Here is a 16,915-nt window from a genome sequence, read left to right on the forward strand (position 1 = left end):
GAGCGAAATGACCGAGCTACCTACCGTGGAACTCCACATCCACATCGAGGGAACGCTGGAGCCGGAGCTGATCTTCCGGCTAGCCGAACGCAACGGCATCGAGCTGCCGTATGGAGACATCGAAGAGCTGCGCCGGCACTATGAGTTCATCGACCTGCAGTCTTTTCTGGATTTGTACTACAGCAATATGGCCGTGCTCCGGACCGCGGATGATTTCGCTGACATGACCAGGGCGTACCTGACGCGGGCGGCCGCTGCGGGGGTCCGTCACGCCGAAATCATGGTGGACCCGCAGGCCCACCTGTCACGCGGAATTCCGTTGGCCACTTCGGTGGGAGCCGTTGCCGAAGTGTTGGCGAAGAGTGAATCCGAATTCGGAGTCAGCACTGAGCTGATAGCCGCATTCCTGCGGGATCGCCCCGTGGAAGAGGCACTCGCCGTACTGGACGAGCTGCTTGAGATGGAAGTGCCGATCATCGGTATTGGCCTGGATTCAGCCGAGCGGGACAACCCGCCCCGGAACTTCGTGGCACTGTACGAGAGGGCCCGTCAAGCGGGCCTCAAGTGCGTAGCACACGCGGGGGAGGAGGGGCCGCCGGACTATATCCGCGAGGCGCTGGATCTGCTGGCGGTGGACAGGATCGACCACGGCATCCGGTGCATGGAGGACGAGGAACTGGTGGAGCGCCTCGTCGCCGAGCAGGTTCCGCTCACTGTCTGCCCGCTATCCAACGTGCGGCTGCGGGCTGTGGACACATTGCCCGAGCACCCTCTGCCGCGGATGCTGCAGCGCGGCCTGAACGTCTCCGTAAACTCGGACGATCCGGCGTACTTCGGCGGTTATATGGACGAGAATTTCCGTCAGGTGCGTGCAGCCTTCGGTTTCAGTACCGCACAGCTGGCCGATCTGGCCGCTAACTCCGTCAGGTCCGCCTTCCTGACGGACACGCGCCGGCGCGAATTGCTGGCCGAGGTCGAACAGTGGCGGCAACAGCACCGGTAGGTCATTACAAGCGCGTAACCTTGTAAGATCGCCTACCAAGGCGACGGCTTGTAGTCCTTCAGGAAGCAGCCGTACAGATCCACGCCCTCTTCCCCTTGGACCACCGGATCGTAGACACGGGCCGCCCCGTCGACTAGATCCAGCGGGGCGTGGAAACCCTCGTCAGCCAACCGCATCTTGGTGTGGTGCGGCCGCTCATCGGTAATCCAGCCGGTGTCCACGGCAGTCATCAGGATGCCGTCCTCGGTGAACATTTCTTCGGCGCTGGTCCGGGTGAGCATGTTCAACGAAGCCTTGGCCATATTGGTGTGCGGATGGCCGGGCCCCTTGTAGCGGCGCGAGAACTGGCCTTCCATGGCCGACACGTTCACGATGTATTTCCGCCGTGCGGGCGAGGCAGCCATGGCGGGTCGCAGCCGGCTGACCAGCAGGAACGGCGCGGTCACGTTGCACAGCTGGACTTCGAGCATTTCCAGCGGGTCCACTTGGTCGACAACCTGCGTCCAGCTGTTGATGTGCGTGATGTCCGGTACCAGTCCACCGGCGTCGATCGCCGTTCCGTTGCTGATCCGCTCCGGCGTCGCGGAACGGGCGGTCAACGCCAGAGCGGTAATCTCGTCTGCTGCAAGCACCGGGTGGGAGGAAACCGAGCCGGCCAGGGCGATCGGATGCTTGTCATGGGCGTGGCCGAAGGTCACCAGTTCGGGGGCAGCGCCGGATCCTGCGGGCAACGGCTCCGATTCGGCGTCCACCAGCGGCCGGTAGGCGTTGGGGGAGCGGCGCACGGTCTGGGCGGCATTGTTGATCAGGATGTCCAGCGGACCCGCTTCGGCGACGGAATCGGCCAGGGCGATGACCTGTGCCGGATCGCGCAGGTCGATCCCGACAATGCGCAGCCGGTGGATCCAGTCTGCACTGTCTTCCAGCGCCATGAAACGGCGCGCGGCATCTTTGGGGAAGCGGGTCGTGATCGTGGTGTGGGCGCCGTCGCGCAGCAGCCGCAGGGCGATGTACATGCCGATTTTGGCGCGGCCGCCGGTCAACAGGGCACGCTTGCCATGCAGGTCGGCCCGCGCTTCGCGTTTGCCGTGGCTGAATGCGGCGCACTCGGGGCAGAGCTGGTGGTAAAAGGCGTCCACCTGGGTGTACGGCTGCTTGCAGATGTAGCAGTTCCGCGGCCGGATCAGGTGCCCTGCCACGTCGCCCCGGGCGGAGGAGGTCAGCTGCAGCCCCTGGGTTTCGTCGTCGATCCGGTCCTCGGCCGCGGTAGCAGTCCGCGACATGACCTCACGGTCGGCGGCAGCAACGGCGTCGCGCTTCTGGACCTTGCGGTGCCGCTTGACGGACTTGAACATCTTCCCGGTGGCGCGGCGCACTGCCACATAGTCCGGATGGTCCTCATCCAGCACATGGATCTGCTCGAGCACTTTCACGCACGCGGCGATTTCTTCCGGGGTCAGGTCTGGCTTGCTCATGTGGTGCTGTTTCACTCCGGAAGACTTGGCAGGGGATGGCCCGCATTGATACCGGGCCCTGCCAAGTTTACTGCCCCCGGGCTCCGTCCGTTGAACCCGGGGACAAGGGACCTGCCTACGGGGTGGCGACCGGCGACGAAGCCTGGAGCAGGACTTCCTGGCCCTTGCTCAATACCGTCAATCCGGAATCGGTCACGGCAAAGCCGCGCGCCCGGTCCAGTTCGGCATCAACGCCGATGCTGGCACCGGCAGGCACGTGCACGTTCTTATCCAGAATGGCCCTGCGGATGACAGCGCCTTCGCCCACCGTAACCTTGTCCATCAGGACGCTGTCCGATACTTCCGCCCGCTCGGCCACAAAGACATTCGTGGCGAGAACCGAGCCGGAGACCACGGCACCGGAGACCACAACACCCTGGGACAGGATCGAATCGAGCGCGGTACCGGCGGCACCACTGACACCGCGGACCAGTTTGGCCGGCGGGGAGACGGACTGCCGGGTGTAGATGGGCCACTCAAGGTTGTACAGGTTGAACGCCGGCAGCGGGCTGATCAAATCCATGTGCGCGTCATAGTAGGAATCCAGGGTTCCAACGTCGCGCCAGTACTGCTGGTCGGCAGCCGTTGAACCGGGCACCTCATTGGCCGTGAAGTCGTAGACGGCAGCCTCACCGCGATTCACGAAATACGGGATGATGTCCCCGCCCATGTCGTGGTTCGTGTCCAACCGCTCGGCGTCGGCCTCCAAAGCAGCCAGCAGCGCATCGGTATTGAACACGTAGTTGCCCATGGACGCCAGGAAGCTGTCCGGATCATCCGGCAGCCCCGGAGTGCTGGCGGGCTTTTCGACAAAGGCCTTGATCCGTGTCGGCGCCTGCGGGTCGGTTTCGATCACGCCGAACTGGTCAGCGAGCCGCAGCGGCTGGCGGACGGCGGCGACGGATGCCGGTGCACCACTGGCAATATGGTCCTCAACCATCTGGGAGAAGTCCATCCGGTACACATGGTCCGCCCCGATAACGACGACGATGTCCGGGTTTTCGTCATGGATCAGGTTCAGCGACTGGTAGATCGCGTTGGCACTGCCCAAAAACCAGCTCTTGCCGCGGCGCTGCTGCGCCGGCACGGATGCCACATAGTTGCCCAGCTGGGTTGCCATCCGCCAGGTCTCGGAGATGTGCCGGTCAAGACTGTGCGACTTATACTGGGTCAGCACCACAATCTTCCGGTACTCCGAATTGACCAAGTTGGACAGCGCAAAATCGATCAGCCGATAGCTGCCTGCAAACGGCACGCCCGGTTTGGCCCTGTCCGCCGTCAATGGCATCAACCGCTTGCCCTCGCCGCCTGCTAAGACTACGGCGAGAACTTTCTTCTGTGGCATTGCATCTTCCCCGTTCAGTCGCTTAGTTCGTCCGTGAACCAACTATGAAGTCCCCCACAACTTCAGACTAGAGGAGAACCCCCGGGTGCACTACGTTAGGTTTCGTGCGGATAGATATTGTGACGAAGGAATTCCCCCCTGCCATCTATGGCGGCGCTGGTGTTCATGTGGCCGAGCTCAGCCGTGTGCTGGCAGACAAAGTGGACCTGCGCGTCCACGCGTTCGGGGCTGACCGCCCCGCTGATTTCCATGGGGCGACGGTGCGCAGCTATGCGGTTCCGGCGTCCCTGAACGAGGCCAATCCGGCGGTCCAGACACTCGGAGTTGACCTCGAAATGCTCGCAGGAATCGAGGGCGCCGACCTGGTCCATTCACACACCTGGTACGCCAACATGGGCGGACATCTGGCCAGCCTGTTGCACAACATTCCGCACGTGTTAAGCGCGCATTCACTCGAGCCGCTGCGCCCGTGGAAGGCCGAGCAGCTCGGTGGCGGCTACGCGGTTTCTTCCTGGGTTGAGAAGACTGCCTATGAGGCCGCGGCGGCAATCATTGCGGTGTCCGCCGGAATGCGGAACGACATCCTGCGCAGTTACCCCAACGTGGACCCGGGCAAGGTGAAGGTCGTCCACAACGGCATCGACGTCGAATTGTGGCAGCGGGATGAAAACGACGACGCCGTTCGTGCCCTTGGTATTGATCCGTCCCGTCCCAGCGTGGTGTTCGTGGGCAGGATTACCCGTCAAAAGGGCGTGCCGTACCTGTTGCGTGCGGCCAAACTGCTTCCGCCCGAGGTGCAGGTTGTGCTCTGCGCCGGCGCGGCCGACACGCCGGAACTCGGGGCCCAGGTCAACGCCTTGATCGAAGACCTGCGCGCGGAACGCGACGGCGTGGTGCTGATCGAGCGGATGCTTCCCCGGAACGAGCTCATCCAGGTGCTCAGCCATGCGACGGCCTTTGCCTGCCCGTCCATTTATGAACCCCTCGGCATCGTTAACCTCGAAGCCATGGCCTGCGGTGCCGCGGTCGTCGCCAGCGCCACCGGAGGCATTCCGGAGGTAGTCGACCATGGCGTCACCGGCACGTTGGTTCCGCTGGAGCAGGTCCAGGACGGCACCGGAACCCCGCTGGATCCCGAAAAGTTCGTGCAGGATTTCGCCGCCGCGTTGACTGAGACGGTCAGCGACCCGGCCCGCGCCCGGAAGCAGGGCGAGGCCGGACGCCGCCGTGCGGAGGAGCATTTCTCCTGGCATTCCATCGCGGAGACCACCCTTGAGGTCTACCGCAGCGTACTGAAGTAGAACGCTCGGCCCCGCCGAGCCGGCAACTTTGGCCGGCGGGGCTGGGCGCTTGCGCTTGTCAGTTCCCGGCCGCGGCCCGGCGTTTCTCTCGCTTGGCCGCCGCTTTCTGGCGGGCGATCAGGATCTTCTCATCCACGGGAGCCGCGCCGCTGGCCCGGCGTCTGCGTGCATAGGCCATGGCCTCGTCCTGGCGCGCGCCTTCCGCACCTGAGGCGATTTTCGCGCGCAGATGCTCCGGGCCGTAGCCAAAGGCATCCACAAGGTCCAGCGAGAACGGGCGCAGACGGGAAAGCAGTCTGTTGATGTAGTCGCCGAGCGTCCTGGCGCGCTGCGCGGAGAGCCGGCCGTTCATCAGGTACCAGCCGAGGTTCTTCTCCACCAGACCCAGCCCGAACAAGTCACGGACCCAGGTCAGGACCTGGCGGGTGTCCCGGTCCTCGATGCCGGGCAGCGCCCTGGTGAAGGCCTCCCACTGCAGCAACTCGGCATGGGCCCGCGCCGCCTCGATGAGTTCGTTCTGGTGCTCATTGAACAGCGCTGCGGCTTCGGCCGGGGGCATCCTGCTGGCGCTGCGCAAGGCATTGCCCGCCTCCTTGACCATCGCCGACACCCGCTCCGTCAGCAATTGGCGCTGGGTGTTTTCATCCTTGAGGTAATTGGCGGACTTCTTCTCGGAGCCACTGTCCACAAAGGTCTGGGCGACCTGCCGCAGGCCGGTCCTATGCAGCGTGGCGTCGGCGGCCTTGTGGGCCACCCAGCGGGCCATCACGCCGAAGTCGGCATGGCGGAATTCCTTGGCGTAGTCCGCCAGCAAACGCTTGGCGACCAGCTGCAGCAGGACGTTGTTGTCCCCCTCGAAGGTAGCGTAGACATCCAGATCGGCGTACAGCGACGGGAGCCGGTTCTCGGCGAGGTATCCGGCGCCGCCGCAGGCCTCGCGACACTCCTGAATGGTGTCAAGGGCGTGCCAGGTGCTCAAGGATTTGAGGGCCGCGGCCAACGTCTCCAGGTCCTGTCGGTCTTCGTCGGTGTCGTGGGCTCCCGAAAAGACACCGTCGAACTGCTCGAGCAGTTCCTCATGGGCGAAGGAGGCCGCATATGTCGTCGCGAGCCGCGGCAGCAGGCGCCGCTGATGGCGCTGGTAGTCCATCAGCACTTCCTCGGTAGTGTCCGAAGCTGCGTTGAACTGGCGACGCTCGTTGGCATACTTGATCGCGATGGACAGCGCTACCTTACTTGCGGCCACGGCTGCACCGTCCAGGGACACCCTGCCCTGCACGAGAGTCCCCAGCATCGTGAAGAAGCGCCGGCCCGGACTGGCAATGGAGGAGCTGTAGGTGCCGTCTGCGGCGACGTCCCCGTAGCGGTTGAGCAGGTTGGTGCGGGGAATGCGGACGTGGTCAAAGTGCAGCCGGCCGTTGTCGATGCCGTTCAAACCGCCCTTGAGGCCATCATCCTCACCGCCGACGCCGGGCAGGAAGTTGCGCTGTTCGTCGCGGATGGGCACAAAGAAGGCGTGCACACCGTGGTCAACCCCGCGGGTGATCAGATGCGCAAAAACGACGGCGGCAAGCCCGTCCTTGGCGGCGTTGCCCAGATAGTCTTTCCAGGCCGCGCGGAACGGTGTGTGCAGCACGAATTCCTGGCTCTGCGGATCGTATGTGGCGGTGGTGCCGATGCTGGCGACATCGGAGCCATGCCCCGTTTCCGTCATGGCGAAGGCGCCCGGAATATCCATGTTCATGATCCCCGGCAACCACTTGTCGTGGTGTTCCTTGGTGCCCAGGTGGAGCACGGCTGAGCCGAAGAGCCCCCATTGGACACCGGCCTTGATCTGCAGCGACGGATCCGCCACCACGAGTTCCTCGAAGCCAGCGATGTTGCCGCCGTGGTTGTCTTCGCCGCCGAGGTGTTTCGGGAACGCGCGGTGGACGGCACCGCTGTCCACGAGGTATTTGAGCTGACCGGTTACCCGTTCCCGGTGTTCGGTCATGGTCAGCCCGTCGATGCCCTGAACCTCGGGGCGGCCGGCCAGCTCGCGTGCCTGCCGTCGGATGTCCGCCCATTTGCCGAGGAGATGGCCGCCCAGAGCGGCAACATCGACGGCGGCCGGGGCCGCGATGCCGTCTTCCGGGAGTTCGGGGGCGCTTGTTTGGGGGACTGTCACTTGGGTCATCCTTGATCCTTCAGCTGGTGGTTTTGTTCTTGTTGCTAGTGCTGGTGCCGGCATTCGACGCGATCTGGGCGATACCGTCAAAGAGCCAACCGGTGAGCTGCTCCGTCATTTGCTCCCTGCTGGGCTTATCGTCACCTTCGGGTGTTCCGAGCCACTGCTCGCCAGCCGCACGGACCATGCCGATGGCGGCGGGAGGCCAGTATGCGGCTTTGAGCTGGGCTTCGGTGCTCATGCCGGCTGTCAGATGGGCACGGAACGGAGCCGCCATCATGGTCGTCACGGCCGCGAAAAAGTGGCTCAGGACCGCTGCGCCACCGGCGCCGTCCGCCTCGATTCCCGTTGGAGCAGATGGGTCTGCTCCGCCGGGCCGGGTAACAAAGGCATAGACATGGGGCGATGATTCAGCCATCTGCAGGTAGACCGAAACCATCGCGTGCAGGCCTTCGCGGGCCGTTGTTGCTGTCTCCGCCGCTTCCTGCAGTTTGTTCTGCATGCGTCCGATCACCACTTCGCCGACCGCCCGCTGGAGACCTGCCTTATCGCCGAAATAGCGGTAGAAGACCGGCTTGGAGGTGCCTGCCGCCGCGGCGATCTCTTCCATCGAAGCGTCCGGGCCCAGCCGGTGCACAGCCTGCCGGGCCGCCCTGATGAGTTCACGGCGCCGGGTAACCCGATGGGCATCCCACCGCGCCGATCTTCCATCTGCTGCAGGTTGTCCGTGCGCAAGAGCTGTATTCACGATACCTAGCGTATCAGGTACGCTAGGTAGCAGTAATGCTGATCTGCCACCAAGCTCCGAGGAGAATGCCCCCATGGCTGCTTCACCAGATGTATCCGCCGCTTCCACTGACTCCGCCGCTGGTGCGGGAATCCGCAAGGCGGTAGTCATCGGTGGAAACCGCATCCCCTTCGCCCGTGCCAATGGCGCCTACACCAACGCCAGCAACCAAGACATGCTCACGGCGGCACTCGACGGCCTGGTTGCACGCTTCGGCCTGCAGGACGAACGTATCGGCGAAGTCGCCGCCGGGGCGGTACTCAAGCACTCCCGGGACTTTAACCTCACCCGCGAAGCCGTGCTCGGCTCCGCCCTCTCACCGGAGACGCCCGTTTACGACCTGCAGCAGGCCTGCGCCACTGGGTTGGAAACGGTCATGGGACTAGCGAACAAGATCAAACTGGGCCAGATCGAATCGGGAATTGCGGGCGGTGTGGATTCCGCCTCGGATGCACCGATAGCAGTCAGCGAGGGACTGCGCGCAGTACTGCTGGAGCTCAACCGCGCGAAGACCCTACAGCAGAAGCTCACGGCTGTGGCCAAACTCAGACCAAAGGACCTGGCACCCAACGCCCCTGGTACGGCCGAACCTCGTACCGGGCTGTCGATGGGGGAGCACCAGGCCCTCACCACTGCCGCCTGGAACATCCCCCGGGAAGCACAGGACGAACTGGCCCTGGCCAGCCACAAGAACCTCGCCGCTGCCTATGACCGCGGCTTCTTCGACGATCTCGTCACCCCTTACCACGGCCTCACCCGCGATGCGAATCTTCGCGCCGACACCTCGCTGGAGAAGCTTGGCAAGCTTGGACCGGTATTCGGCAAAAGCCTGGGCGAGAAAGCAACAATGACCGCCGGCAACTCCACGCCGCTGACCGACGGCGCCTCGACGGTCCTGATCGGCTCGGAAGACTATGCCCGCGCGCACGACCTGCCTATGCTTGCGGACATAGTCGACTCGGAAGCGGCAGCCGTGGACTTCGTGCATGGCAAGGAAGGGCTGCTGATGGCACCGGCCTACGCCGTGCCCCGGTTGCTGGCGCGGAACAACCTCACCTTCGATGACTTCGACTACTTTGAGATCCACGAAGCTTTTGCCGGCACCGTGCTGTGCCATCTGGCGGCGTGGGAGAGCGAAGAATTCTGCCGCAACAAGCTCGGGCTGGACAAACCGCTCGGCGCCATCGACCGCAGCAAAGTCAACGTCAACGGTTCGTCGCTCGCGGCTGGTCATCCCTTCGCAGCGACCGGAGGACGGATTGTAGCGACGCTCGCCAAGCTGCTCCATGAGAAAGCGGCAGCGGAGGGCAACCGCGGACGTGGACTGATTTCGGTCTGCGCAGCAGGTGGACAGGGCGTCGTCGCCATCCTGGAGGCCCGCTAAGCCATGACGGATTCCTACCTGACGCTCGTCAACACCGGGCTGTCCAAGAACATTGCAAAGAAGCTTGGCCTGCCACGGCCGGCCATCCTGCGGCGTTACCACCCGGGCCAGCCCTTGGTTCCCGGACCCGTGCTCCTGATCGGCAGCAGTGCCGGTACCGAGACGCTGGCCACGGAACTACTGGCCTGGGGACTCGATGTGCGCCGTCACGCCGGGCCCAAGGACAAGCTGGGGGCGATCATCGCCGTGCTGGACGAGGTATCCGATCCCGAGAACCTTGCCGAGCCCATGTTGGCCGTCGGCTCCTCGCTGCGGAGCCTCCTCCCGGGTGGGCGCGTCGTGACGATCTCGCGTCCGGCCTCCACCGCCGATGCGCCGGCACGGGCCGCTGCCCGGCAGGGGATCGAGGGCGCGCTGCGCTCCCTGGCACATGAGCTGCGTGGCGGCGCTACCGGAAACGGCATCCTGCTCGACGACGCCGTGGACGCCCAGGCGCCGAGCGCGCTGGCAGCCCTGCGCTTTTTCCTGTCCGGACGCAGTGCATATGTGGACGGCCAGTTCCTGCTCGTCGGGTCGCCACAAGGGGAGCTGCCGGCAGACTTTGACCGGCCGCTGGCAGGGCAGGTCGCCGTCGTTACCGGTGCAGCCCGTGGCATCGGCGCTGCCATAGCCAAGGTCCTGCACCGCGACGGCGCGCGGGTCATCTGTGTGGATGTACCGGCCGCCGGCGAGCAACTGGCGAAGGTATCCAACGAAACCGGCGGAACGGCGCTGCAGCTCGATATCACCAGTGAAACCGCCGGGCAGAAAATCCTGGAACACGCGCACAGCCGCTATGGAAGGCTGGACATCGTGGTCCACAATGCCGGCATTACCCGGGACAAACTGCTGGCGAACATGGATGAAGCAAAGTGGAATTCGGTGATCAGCGTCAATATCGCCTCCCAGCTGCGGATCAACGAGGTACTGCTCGCCTCCGAGCTGTTCCCGCAGGTTCCGCAGGTGGTCTCGCTTGCTTCGACCAGCGGCATCGCCGGCAACCGGGGGCAAACCAATTATGCGGCCTCCAAAGCCGGGGTCATCGGCATGGTTGCCGCCTCCGCGGCGGCCTTCGCCGAACGCGGCGGCACCATTAACGCCGTCGCCCCCGGCTTCATCGAAACCGAGATGACGGCAAAGATTCCCATGGCGACGCGGGAAATCGCACGCCGGATGCTGCCGTCCCTGCAGCAGGGCGGACTTCCGCTCGACGTCGCCGAGACGATCTCCTTCCTGGTCAGCGATGCGGCGGGCGGCATTAACGGACAGACCTTGCGGGTCTGCGGCCAGAGCCTGGTGGGTGCATGAGCACCCGCGAAGCCATTGCGCTCCCGGAGCTGCCGTCCCTGTCCAAGCTGTATGTCAGCGCGCTGTCGACGGCCGCGCGGACCAAGCTGGGGGCGCTGGAACGCAGCCATGCCCTGCCCCACGTGCAGCACACCGTCACGGGTGTGCAGGTCAGCCTGGAGCACGTCACCACGTTCCAGCACCTGCTGCACGGCACGGTGCGGGACAGCCTGCCCTCCGTGTTCGTCCACTCGGCAGCGTTCCCGGTAGTCATGAGTGTGCTGACGCGCCCGGATTTCCCGCTCCCGCTGCTGGGCATGGTCCATCTGGGCAACCGGGTGCGGCACCTGCGCAGCATCGACTACAGCGAACCCCTGGCGGTCACCGCATGGGCGGAAAACCTGGCCGGCCATCACGCCGGCACCTGCGTTGACGTGCGTGTCGATGTCCAGGCAGCGGGGGAGAACGTCTGGGAGGGCACGTCCACCTACCTGGCCAAGGGACTGTACGTTCCCGGGCTGGACAAGGCGAGCCGGCCCGAAAGGCAGGACTTCGTGCCGCCCCAGCCGACGGCCAAATGGCGCCTGGGCCCGGAAGCGGGACGGGAGTATGCCGCCGTCTCCGGCGACTTCAACCCGATCCACCTGAGCGCACTGTCCGCCAAGATCCTCGGTTTGAAACGGTCAATTGCTCACGGCATGTACCTGGCCGCGCGGGTCATCAACAGTGTCGAGGCCGTCGCAGCGGAGCCGTTCGCCTGGGACATCGAGTTCGCCGCACCGGTGTTCCTGCCGGCAACGGTTGCTCTGCGGATCGAGGACCACGAAGCGGACGGCCGGTGGGATTCCGCGGACTTCACCGGCTGGGGCGAGCGCAGCCACCGCAAGCACTTCAGCGGCAGTGTACGCGCGCTCTGACGCGCCGGAAGTATGCTTGGCACCATGACTGAAGACCACCGATTTCTGAGGCGTGCCCGCGAGCTGGACACAGCGGACCGGTTGGCGTCGTTCCGGGCCCGCTTTGTGGGGCACGACGACGCCACGGTCCCCGCCTACCTTGACGGCAACTCCCTGGGACGCCCGCTCCAAGCCAGTGTGGAACGGGTCCAGGAACTGATGATGCACCAGTGGGGCGGCCGTCTGATCCGCGGCTGGGACGAGGCCTGGCTGCAGTTGCCGAAAAGCATCGGGGACGAGTTGGGCCGGGTGGCACTGGGCGCGGCGCCGGGCCAGTGCATCGTGGCGGATTCCACCACGGTGCTCCTGTACAAACTGGCCCGGGCCGCAGTCCAGGCCCGCCCCGGACGTAACAGGATTGTCATTGACCGCGACAATTTTCCCTCCGACCGGTTCATCGTGGAGGGCATCGCGGACGAATGCGGACTCGAACTGGACTGGCTCGAGGCACCGCAGGATGGCGGCGTGGACGCCGGACTGGTCCGGTCCGTCGTAGGTCCGGATACGGCGCTGGTGCTGCTCAGCCACGTGGCCTACCGGTCCGGGTATCTGGCCGACATGCCCGCGATTACGCAGGCAGTGCACGACGCCGGGGCCCTGGTCTTGTGGGATCTGTGCCATTCCGTTGGTGTTGTCCCGGTGGAGCTGGACGCCTGGGGCGTGGACCTCGCCGTCGGGTGCAGTTACAAGTACCTCAACGGCGGTCCCGGCGCCCCGGCCTGGGCCTATGTCAGGGCCGAGCATCAGCATTTCCGCCAGCCGATCCATGGGTGGATCGGCAGCGCCGAGCCCTTCGAGATGGGGCAGGGCTATGAGCCGGCAGCGGGCATCGGCCGGTTTGCAAGCGGGACACCCCCGATTATCGGCATGACGGCCATCCAGGACATGGTGGACCTGATCGGCACCGCCGGAATCCACAATGTCCGTGCCAAGTCCGTGGCCCTGACGGAATTTGCCGTCGAGGTGACGGACGAGCTGCTGGCGGGCTACGGCGTCGTTATTTCCTCACCTCGGGACCACGTGCAGCGCGGCAGCCATATCACCATCGACCATCCGTCCTTCGAGAAAGTGGTGGGCAGGCTCTGGGACCAGGGAATCATTCCGGACTTCCGCGAACCCGACGGCCTGCGGCTGGGACTATCGCCCTTGTCCACCAGCTTCGAAGAAGTCTACGTCGGGGTGGCAGCAATCGAGGCGGAACTGGCGCTCGGCTGATCGCGGCTGTCAGCCGACGGCCAGGCCGGACAGGACAGGCATGGCGACGGCGGCGCTACGCGAAGTGGTCCACCGCGTGCTGGTAGCTGTGGGCGGTCAGGGCAGCGGTCTGTTCCCAGCCGAAGGCGGCGGCATGGATCGCCGCGCTGGCCCCGAGGCGGTGGCGGAAGTCCGGGTACTCGTACAGCTCGCGCAGGGCCGAGGCCCAGTCCTGTGCCGCATGTCCGTCCACCAGCAGCCCGGTAACGCCGTGGCTGACCGCCGAGGGCAGGCCCCCGACGTTGGTGGCGACCACCGGTGTACCGCAGGCCTGTGCCTCAAGCGCCACGAGGCCGAAAGACTCGCTGTAGGAGGGCACTGCCACGACGTCGGCGCTGCGGAAGTGGTCGGCCAGGTCGGCAGCGCCCACCGGTGGCAGCAGCCGGACCGTCTCCTCCAGGCCGAGCTGGTGTATCAGCGGTCCCAGTTCCAGCTTGCTCGCGCCGCTGGCTTCACCGATGACGGTGATCTGCAGGCGCATGTCCGGGCAGAGCTCCTTCAGGCGCGCCGCGGCGTGAACCAATACCTGCGGCCCCTTCAGTGCTTGGATCCGTCCGGCGAAGCAGATATGGAATACGTCCGGGGCGATGCCTGCGCTGCGCCGCGCCTCGTCCCGGCCTTCCGGCGTGAAGTTCGACAGATCCACACCGGGCGGAACCACATCGATCTTGTCGCCCGCGGATCCGTACAGCTCCTTGAGCTCGGTGGCCTCGGTGAGCGTGTTGGCTATGAGGCGGGCCGCGCCGTCAGCGACGTCCTGTTCACCGGCGATCCTGATTTGCGGCTCCGCGGATTCGCCGGACTGCAGGTGGCGGTTCTTGACCTTGGCCAAGGTGTGCATCGAATGCACCAGGGGCACCCGCCAATCGCGCTGGAGTTGAAGCCCCACGGCGCCGGAGAGCCAGTAATGGGAATGGATCACATCGTAGGGTCCGGCGTTGTCGGCGGCCGTGAACCTGCGCAGTTCTGCCTCCAGCCGCGGCAGCAGCCGGGGGAGTTCCTCTTTGGGCACGGTGTCCGCGGGGGCACCGGGCAGGTGGATGACGCGCGCCCCCGGCCGCGGATACTCAACCGGCTGCTGATCCTCCACCGTGGAGCGGGTGAAGACATCAACCTGGGCGCCCATCGCGATGAGTTCCCGGGAGACCGCCCGGACGTAAACGTTCATGCCACCCGCGTCTCCGCCGCCGGGCACGGCCAGCGGCGAGGTATGGAGGGAGAGGACCGCGATTCGGCGCAGGGGGCGCATAGGCTTCCTTCCCTCAGGGCTGGCGGACTTAGCATCAACTTTAGTCGCTGCTGAACCTTCTGCCGGCCGCACGCGTCTGGATCAGTAAACGCGTTGGGGCCGATGAAACGTCACAGCCGGCCGCGGCGACGAAAGCCATCGGAGTTAAAGGGGAGCACCGCCATGGAGTACGAAGTCAATGGACTGCCGATGCATGTACTGCTGGTCCATGCCACGGTCATCGTCATTCCGGTTGCAGCGCTGTGCACCATTTTGAGCCTGGTCTGGCCGACGGCGCGGCGAAGGCTGGGCATTGTGACGCCGCTGATCGCCCTGGCCGCCCTGGTGCTGGTCCCGATCACCCAGCAGGCCGGCGAGTGGCTGCTGGAGCGGATCGATGAAACCCGGCTGGTCCAGGAGCACGAAGCGCTGGGCGAAATGATGTTGCCCTGGGTGATCGGCATCTTTATTGCCGCCTTGGGCCAATGGCTGTGGTTCCGCTACGGCACGACGGCGGCGGCCGGCATCCGCCGCAAGCTCGGCAAGGTGTGGACCCGGGTACTCGCTGCCCTGGCCGTGCTGGTGGTTGCAGCCGTGTGCGTGGGGGCGACGGTCATGATTGTCCAGGTGGGCGAATCCGGTGCCCGTGCCGTGTGGCAAGGCAGCTTCAGCGAGGGCTAGTGCATGGTAAACCGGCGGGCCACTACTGCGGCTGCACCGGGGATGGCCAGGGCGGGCAGCAGAAAGCTGTTCCGGGCATCCAGCACCGCCGGCGGAAGCGGCCGCCCGAGCGCCATATTCAGGTGGGCCTGCCAGCCTGCCGTAGCGGCTGCGGCGCGCCGTCTGCGGTCGAACACGCGCAATTGTTCGCCGGTGTCCTGTCCTTGAAGTGCCGCGGAAATGATCGGGGCAAGCGCGGCAGCATCCAGCCACCCCAGGTTCATGCCCTGTCCGCCGATCGGGCTGATTTCATGGGCGGCGTCACCGATCAGGGCAACGCGGCCGTGGACCATCCGGTGGACCCGCCGCCAGCGCACGGCGAACGAGCTGAGCATCGAATTCGTGGCGACGTCCACGGTACGGCCGGTGCGCCCGGAGATCAGATCGGCCAGCCGGCCCGGCTCCGGCGCAGGATCCAGCGCGCGGGTCCGGACCACCCAACGGCGCAGGCCGCCGGGCAGTGGAAAGGACTCGACGATGCCGTCCGGCTCCAGGTAGAGAACGGCGGTGGCTCCGTCGGAGGTGTTGTCGGCGAAGTCGCCCATCAGGTAGGTGTCGGGGTAGCGCCGCGATGCCACGGGCACCTTCAGGAGGTCCCTGACAGTGGAGCGGGCGCCGTCGGCCGCCACGGCCAGCCGGGCGTAGACCTCCTCCCGTCCTGGGTCGGTGCTGCCGCCGGCACTGCCAGCGGTCCCGCCGCAGCGGCTGACTTCCAGCGTCACCCGGCCCCCGCCGTCGTCAATCCTTTGGGCCGTCCTGCCGTAATGGACCCTGCCGCCGAGCGTGTGCAACTGCTGCTCCAGGATCCGCTCCGTTAGTACCTGGGGCACTGCGAGCACGTACGGATGCGGCCCGGGCACGCACCCGAAGTCCAGGACGGCGATATCGCGGCCACTGCGCCGCGCCACTCCGTCCCTGATCTGCACACCGGCGGCAATGAGCTCTTCCGCTACGCCGGCTTCGGCCAGGACGGCGAGCGCGGGCGGGTGGATCCCGATAGCACGCGAATGATCACTCCGCCGCCTGCGCTGCTCAAGGATAACGACGTCGAGGCCGCGCTGCCGGAGCAGAATTCCGAGCAGCAGCCCTACGGGACCGGCGCCCACGATGGCAACGTCATGCATCGCTCTGCGGCCTGTAGGTGAGCAGATGGTGGAAGGGCCTCTTGGTGCTGACCGTCCAGCCCGGCGGCACAATCCGGGCAAGTTCGTGGGTGGTGTAGCTGCGGCGGATGGACGTCAACCCGTCGGCGCGGATGAAGGAACCGGGGAAGAACGGCAGCGTCCCGACGGAAAAAAGGCCGTAGGCCACCGGGCTGCGGCGGATGTCGTTGTGGATGGCGGCGCGGGCGCACAGCTGCTGCGAGTCTGACAGCAGCGCCGTCAGCTGGGCGGCATCCAGGTGGTGGAGCAGGTGGTTGGAAGTCACGAGGTCAAAGGTGCGTCCCTCTGCCACCAATTCGGAACTGAGCGCGCGGTGGAACACCAGACCGTCCACCTTCGGCCGGGAGACGGCGAAGGCATGCGCTCGCTCATCCGGGTCGATCGCGGTGATCACCAGCGGGATGCCGTCGCGGGCGGCCCACTTGGCGATCGCCCGGGGAATGTCGCCGCCGCCCGAGCCGATATCCAGCAAGGTGTTGGGACCGTTCGGCCTCAGCAACGGGCGCAGCTGCCGCCGGTAGACGCCATGCCAGCCCGACACGGCCCAGTTAATGAGCGGAAACTGCCGGTAGGTGCGCGCCAGCTTCCGCTCATCGCAGTCAGGCCGGTCCATCTCCTCGACGGCATCGACCGCCCGCTCGGCCAGAAAACCCACTGCTGCCTGCCGCGCCTAGGAGGGCGCTGAACAAGGGGCAATTTTGGGCCGTGGGGTTCGCTTTCGTGCCCTTTCCGGGGCCTTGGGCGGCGCGCTGGGGGGTCTCCATTCC

At 65.6% G+C, this 16,915-nt stretch carries 14 protein-coding genes; 7 read left to right on the forward strand and 7 right to left on the reverse strand.

What is annotated here, in order from left to right; genetic code table 11:
- The first annotated feature begins 7 nt into the window (after positions 1-7).
- Positions 8-1,003 carry an adenosine deaminase gene (locus B0G38_RS11000; RefSeq protein WP_264669486.1) on the forward strand — a complete coding sequence of 332 codons (996 nt, stop codon included), beginning with the start codon at positions 8-10 and terminating at the stop codon, positions 1,001-1,003.
- Positions 1,004-1,035: 32 nt separating this feature from the next.
- Here B0G38_RS11000 and B0G38_RS11005 read toward each other — a convergent pair whose 3' ends face one another.
- Entirely contained in the window at positions 1,036-2,478 is a 1,443-nt protein-coding gene (locus B0G38_RS11005; RefSeq protein ID WP_264669487.1) for an SDR family oxidoreductase, read from the reverse strand.
- Between the two features lie 115 nt (positions 2,479-2,593).
- Entirely contained in the window at positions 2,594-3,862 is a 1,269-nt protein-coding gene (gene glgC / locus B0G38_RS11010; RefSeq protein ID WP_319801240.1) for a glucose-1-phosphate adenylyltransferase, read from the reverse strand.
- 104 nt (positions 3,863-3,966) lie between these two features.
- On the opposite strand from glgC, the gene glgA reads away from it, so the two are divergent.
- The gene (gene glgA / locus B0G38_RS11015) at positions 3,967-5,163 is read left to right on the forward strand and encodes a glycogen synthase (RefSeq protein WP_264669488.1); all 1,197 of its coding nucleotides are present in this window, start codon (positions 3,967-3,969) and stop codon (positions 5,161-5,163) included.
- 58 nt (positions 5,164-5,221) lie between these two features.
- Here the strand turns inward: glgA and B0G38_RS11020 are convergent, their stop codons facing one another.
- Both B0G38_RS11020 and B0G38_RS11025 read right to left on the reverse strand, forming a co-directional pair.
- Positions 5,222-7,339: an acyl-CoA dehydrogenase family protein gene (locus B0G38_RS11020; RefSeq protein ID WP_264669489.1), complete on the reverse strand. Its 2,118-nt coding sequence runs from the start codon at positions 7,337-7,339 to the stop codon at positions 5,222-5,224.
- Positions 7,340-7,349: 10 nt separating this feature from the next.
- Positions 7,350-8,078: a TetR/AcrR family transcriptional regulator gene (locus B0G38_RS11025; RefSeq protein ID WP_264669490.1), complete on the reverse strand. Its 729-nt coding sequence runs from the start codon at positions 8,076-8,078 to the stop codon at positions 7,350-7,352.
- A gap of 73 nt (positions 8,079-8,151) precedes the next feature.
- Between B0G38_RS11025 and B0G38_RS11030 the strand changes: the two genes are divergently transcribed.
- From B0G38_RS11030 to B0G38_RS11045, 4 genes are read left to right on the forward strand one after another with little or no spacing between them, the layout of a single operon-like run.
- Positions 8,152-9,501, forward strand: coding sequence for an acetyl-CoA C-acetyltransferase (locus B0G38_RS11030; RefSeq protein ID WP_264669491.1), 1,350 nt, complete (start codon positions 8,152-8,154; stop codon positions 9,499-9,501).
- A gap of 3 nt (positions 9,502-9,504) precedes the next feature.
- Complete coding sequence (locus tag B0G38_RS11035) at positions 9,505-10,848, forward strand: 3-oxoacyl-ACP reductase (RefSeq protein WP_264669492.1); 1,344 nt, start codon at positions 9,505-9,507, stop codon at positions 10,846-10,848.
- The gene (locus B0G38_RS11040; RefSeq protein WP_264669493.1) at positions 10,845-11,744 is read left to right on the forward strand and encodes a MaoC/PaaZ C-terminal domain-containing protein; all 900 of its coding nucleotides are present in this window, start codon (positions 10,845-10,847) and stop codon (positions 11,742-11,744) included. Before B0G38_RS11035 ends, B0G38_RS11040 begins: the two co-directional genes overlap by 4 nt.
- Before the next feature lie 24 nt (positions 11,745-11,768).
- Positions 11,769-12,998, forward strand: a complete 1,230-nt coding sequence (locus B0G38_RS11045; protein ID WP_264669494.1) for a kynureninase — start codon at positions 11,769-11,771, stop codon at positions 12,996-12,998.
- Positions 12,999-13,053: 55 nt separating this feature from the next.
- On the opposite strand, the gene mshA is transcribed toward B0G38_RS11045, so the two are convergent.
- Positions 13,054-14,286, reverse strand: coding sequence for a D-inositol-3-phosphate glycosyltransferase (mshA, locus tag B0G38_RS11050; protein WP_264669495.1), 1,233 nt, complete (start codon positions 14,284-14,286; stop codon positions 13,054-13,056).
- A 162-nt stretch (positions 14,287-14,448) separates the two neighbouring features.
- Between mshA and B0G38_RS11055 the strand changes: the two genes are divergently transcribed.
- Positions 14,449-14,946 carry a DUF2231 domain-containing protein gene (locus B0G38_RS11055; RefSeq protein ID WP_264669496.1) on the forward strand — a complete coding sequence of 166 codons (498 nt, stop codon included), beginning with the start codon at positions 14,449-14,451 and terminating at the stop codon, positions 14,944-14,946.
- Here B0G38_RS11055 and B0G38_RS11060 read toward each other — a convergent pair.
- Positions 14,943-16,109, reverse strand: coding sequence for an FAD-dependent oxidoreductase (locus B0G38_RS11060; protein ID WP_264669497.1), 1,167 nt, complete (start codon positions 16,107-16,109; stop codon positions 14,943-14,945). The genes B0G38_RS11055 and B0G38_RS11060 overlap by 4 nt on opposite strands.
- Positions 16,102-16,803 carry a class I SAM-dependent methyltransferase gene (locus tag B0G38_RS11065; RefSeq protein ID WP_264669498.1) on the reverse strand — a complete coding sequence of 234 codons (702 nt, stop codon included), beginning with the start codon at positions 16,801-16,803 and terminating at the stop codon, positions 16,102-16,104. The genes B0G38_RS11060 and B0G38_RS11065 overlap by 8 nt, the downstream gene beginning before the upstream one ends.
- Positions 16,804-16,915: the final 112 nt, after the last annotated feature.

It is taken from the genome of Crystallibacter permensis (genome assembly GCF_025960875.1).
Classification (GTDB): Bacteria; Actinomycetota; Actinomycetes; order Actinomycetales; family Micrococcaceae; genus Crystallibacter; species Crystallibacter permensis.

Coding starts and splice junctions, on each gene's coding strand:
- B0G38_RS11060 (WP_264669497.1), bottom strand. CDS start 16,109: ATGCATGACGTTGCCATCGTGGGCGCCGGTCCCGTAGGGCTGCTGCTC.
- B0G38_RS11020 (WP_264669489.1), bottom strand. CDS start 7,339: ATGACCCAAGTGACAGTCCCCCAAACAAGCGCCCCCGAACTCCCGGAA.
- B0G38_RS11000 (WP_264669486.1), top strand. CDS start 8: ATGACCGAGCTACCTACCGTGGAACTCCACATCCACATCGAGGGAACG.
- B0G38_RS11030 (WP_264669491.1), top strand. CDS start 8,152: ATGGCTGCTTCACCAGATGTATCCGCCGCTTCCACTGACTCCGCCGCT.
- B0G38_RS11055 (WP_264669496.1), top strand. CDS start 14,449: ATGGAGTACGAAGTCAATGGACTGCCGATGCATGTACTGCTGGTCCAT.
- B0G38_RS11035 (WP_264669492.1), top strand. CDS start 9,505: ATGACGGATTCCTACCTGACGCTCGTCAACACCGGGCTGTCCAAGAAC.
- B0G38_RS11040 (WP_264669493.1), top strand. CDS start 10,845: ATGAGCACCCGCGAAGCCATTGCGCTCCCGGAGCTGCCGTCCCTGTCC.
- B0G38_RS11005 (WP_264669487.1), bottom strand. CDS start 2,478: ATGAGCAAGCCAGACCTGACCCCGGAAGAAATCGCCGCGTGCGTGAAA.
- mshA (WP_264669495.1), bottom strand. CDS start 14,286: ATGCGCCCCCTGCGCCGAATCGCGGTCCTCTCCCTCCATACCTCGCCG.
- glgC (WP_319801240.1), bottom strand. CDS start 3,862: ATGCCACAGAAGAAAGTTCTCGCCGTAGTCTTAGCAGGCGGCGAGGGC.
- B0G38_RS11045 (WP_264669494.1), top strand. CDS start 11,769: ATGACTGAAGACCACCGATTTCTGAGGCGTGCCCGCGAGCTGGACACA.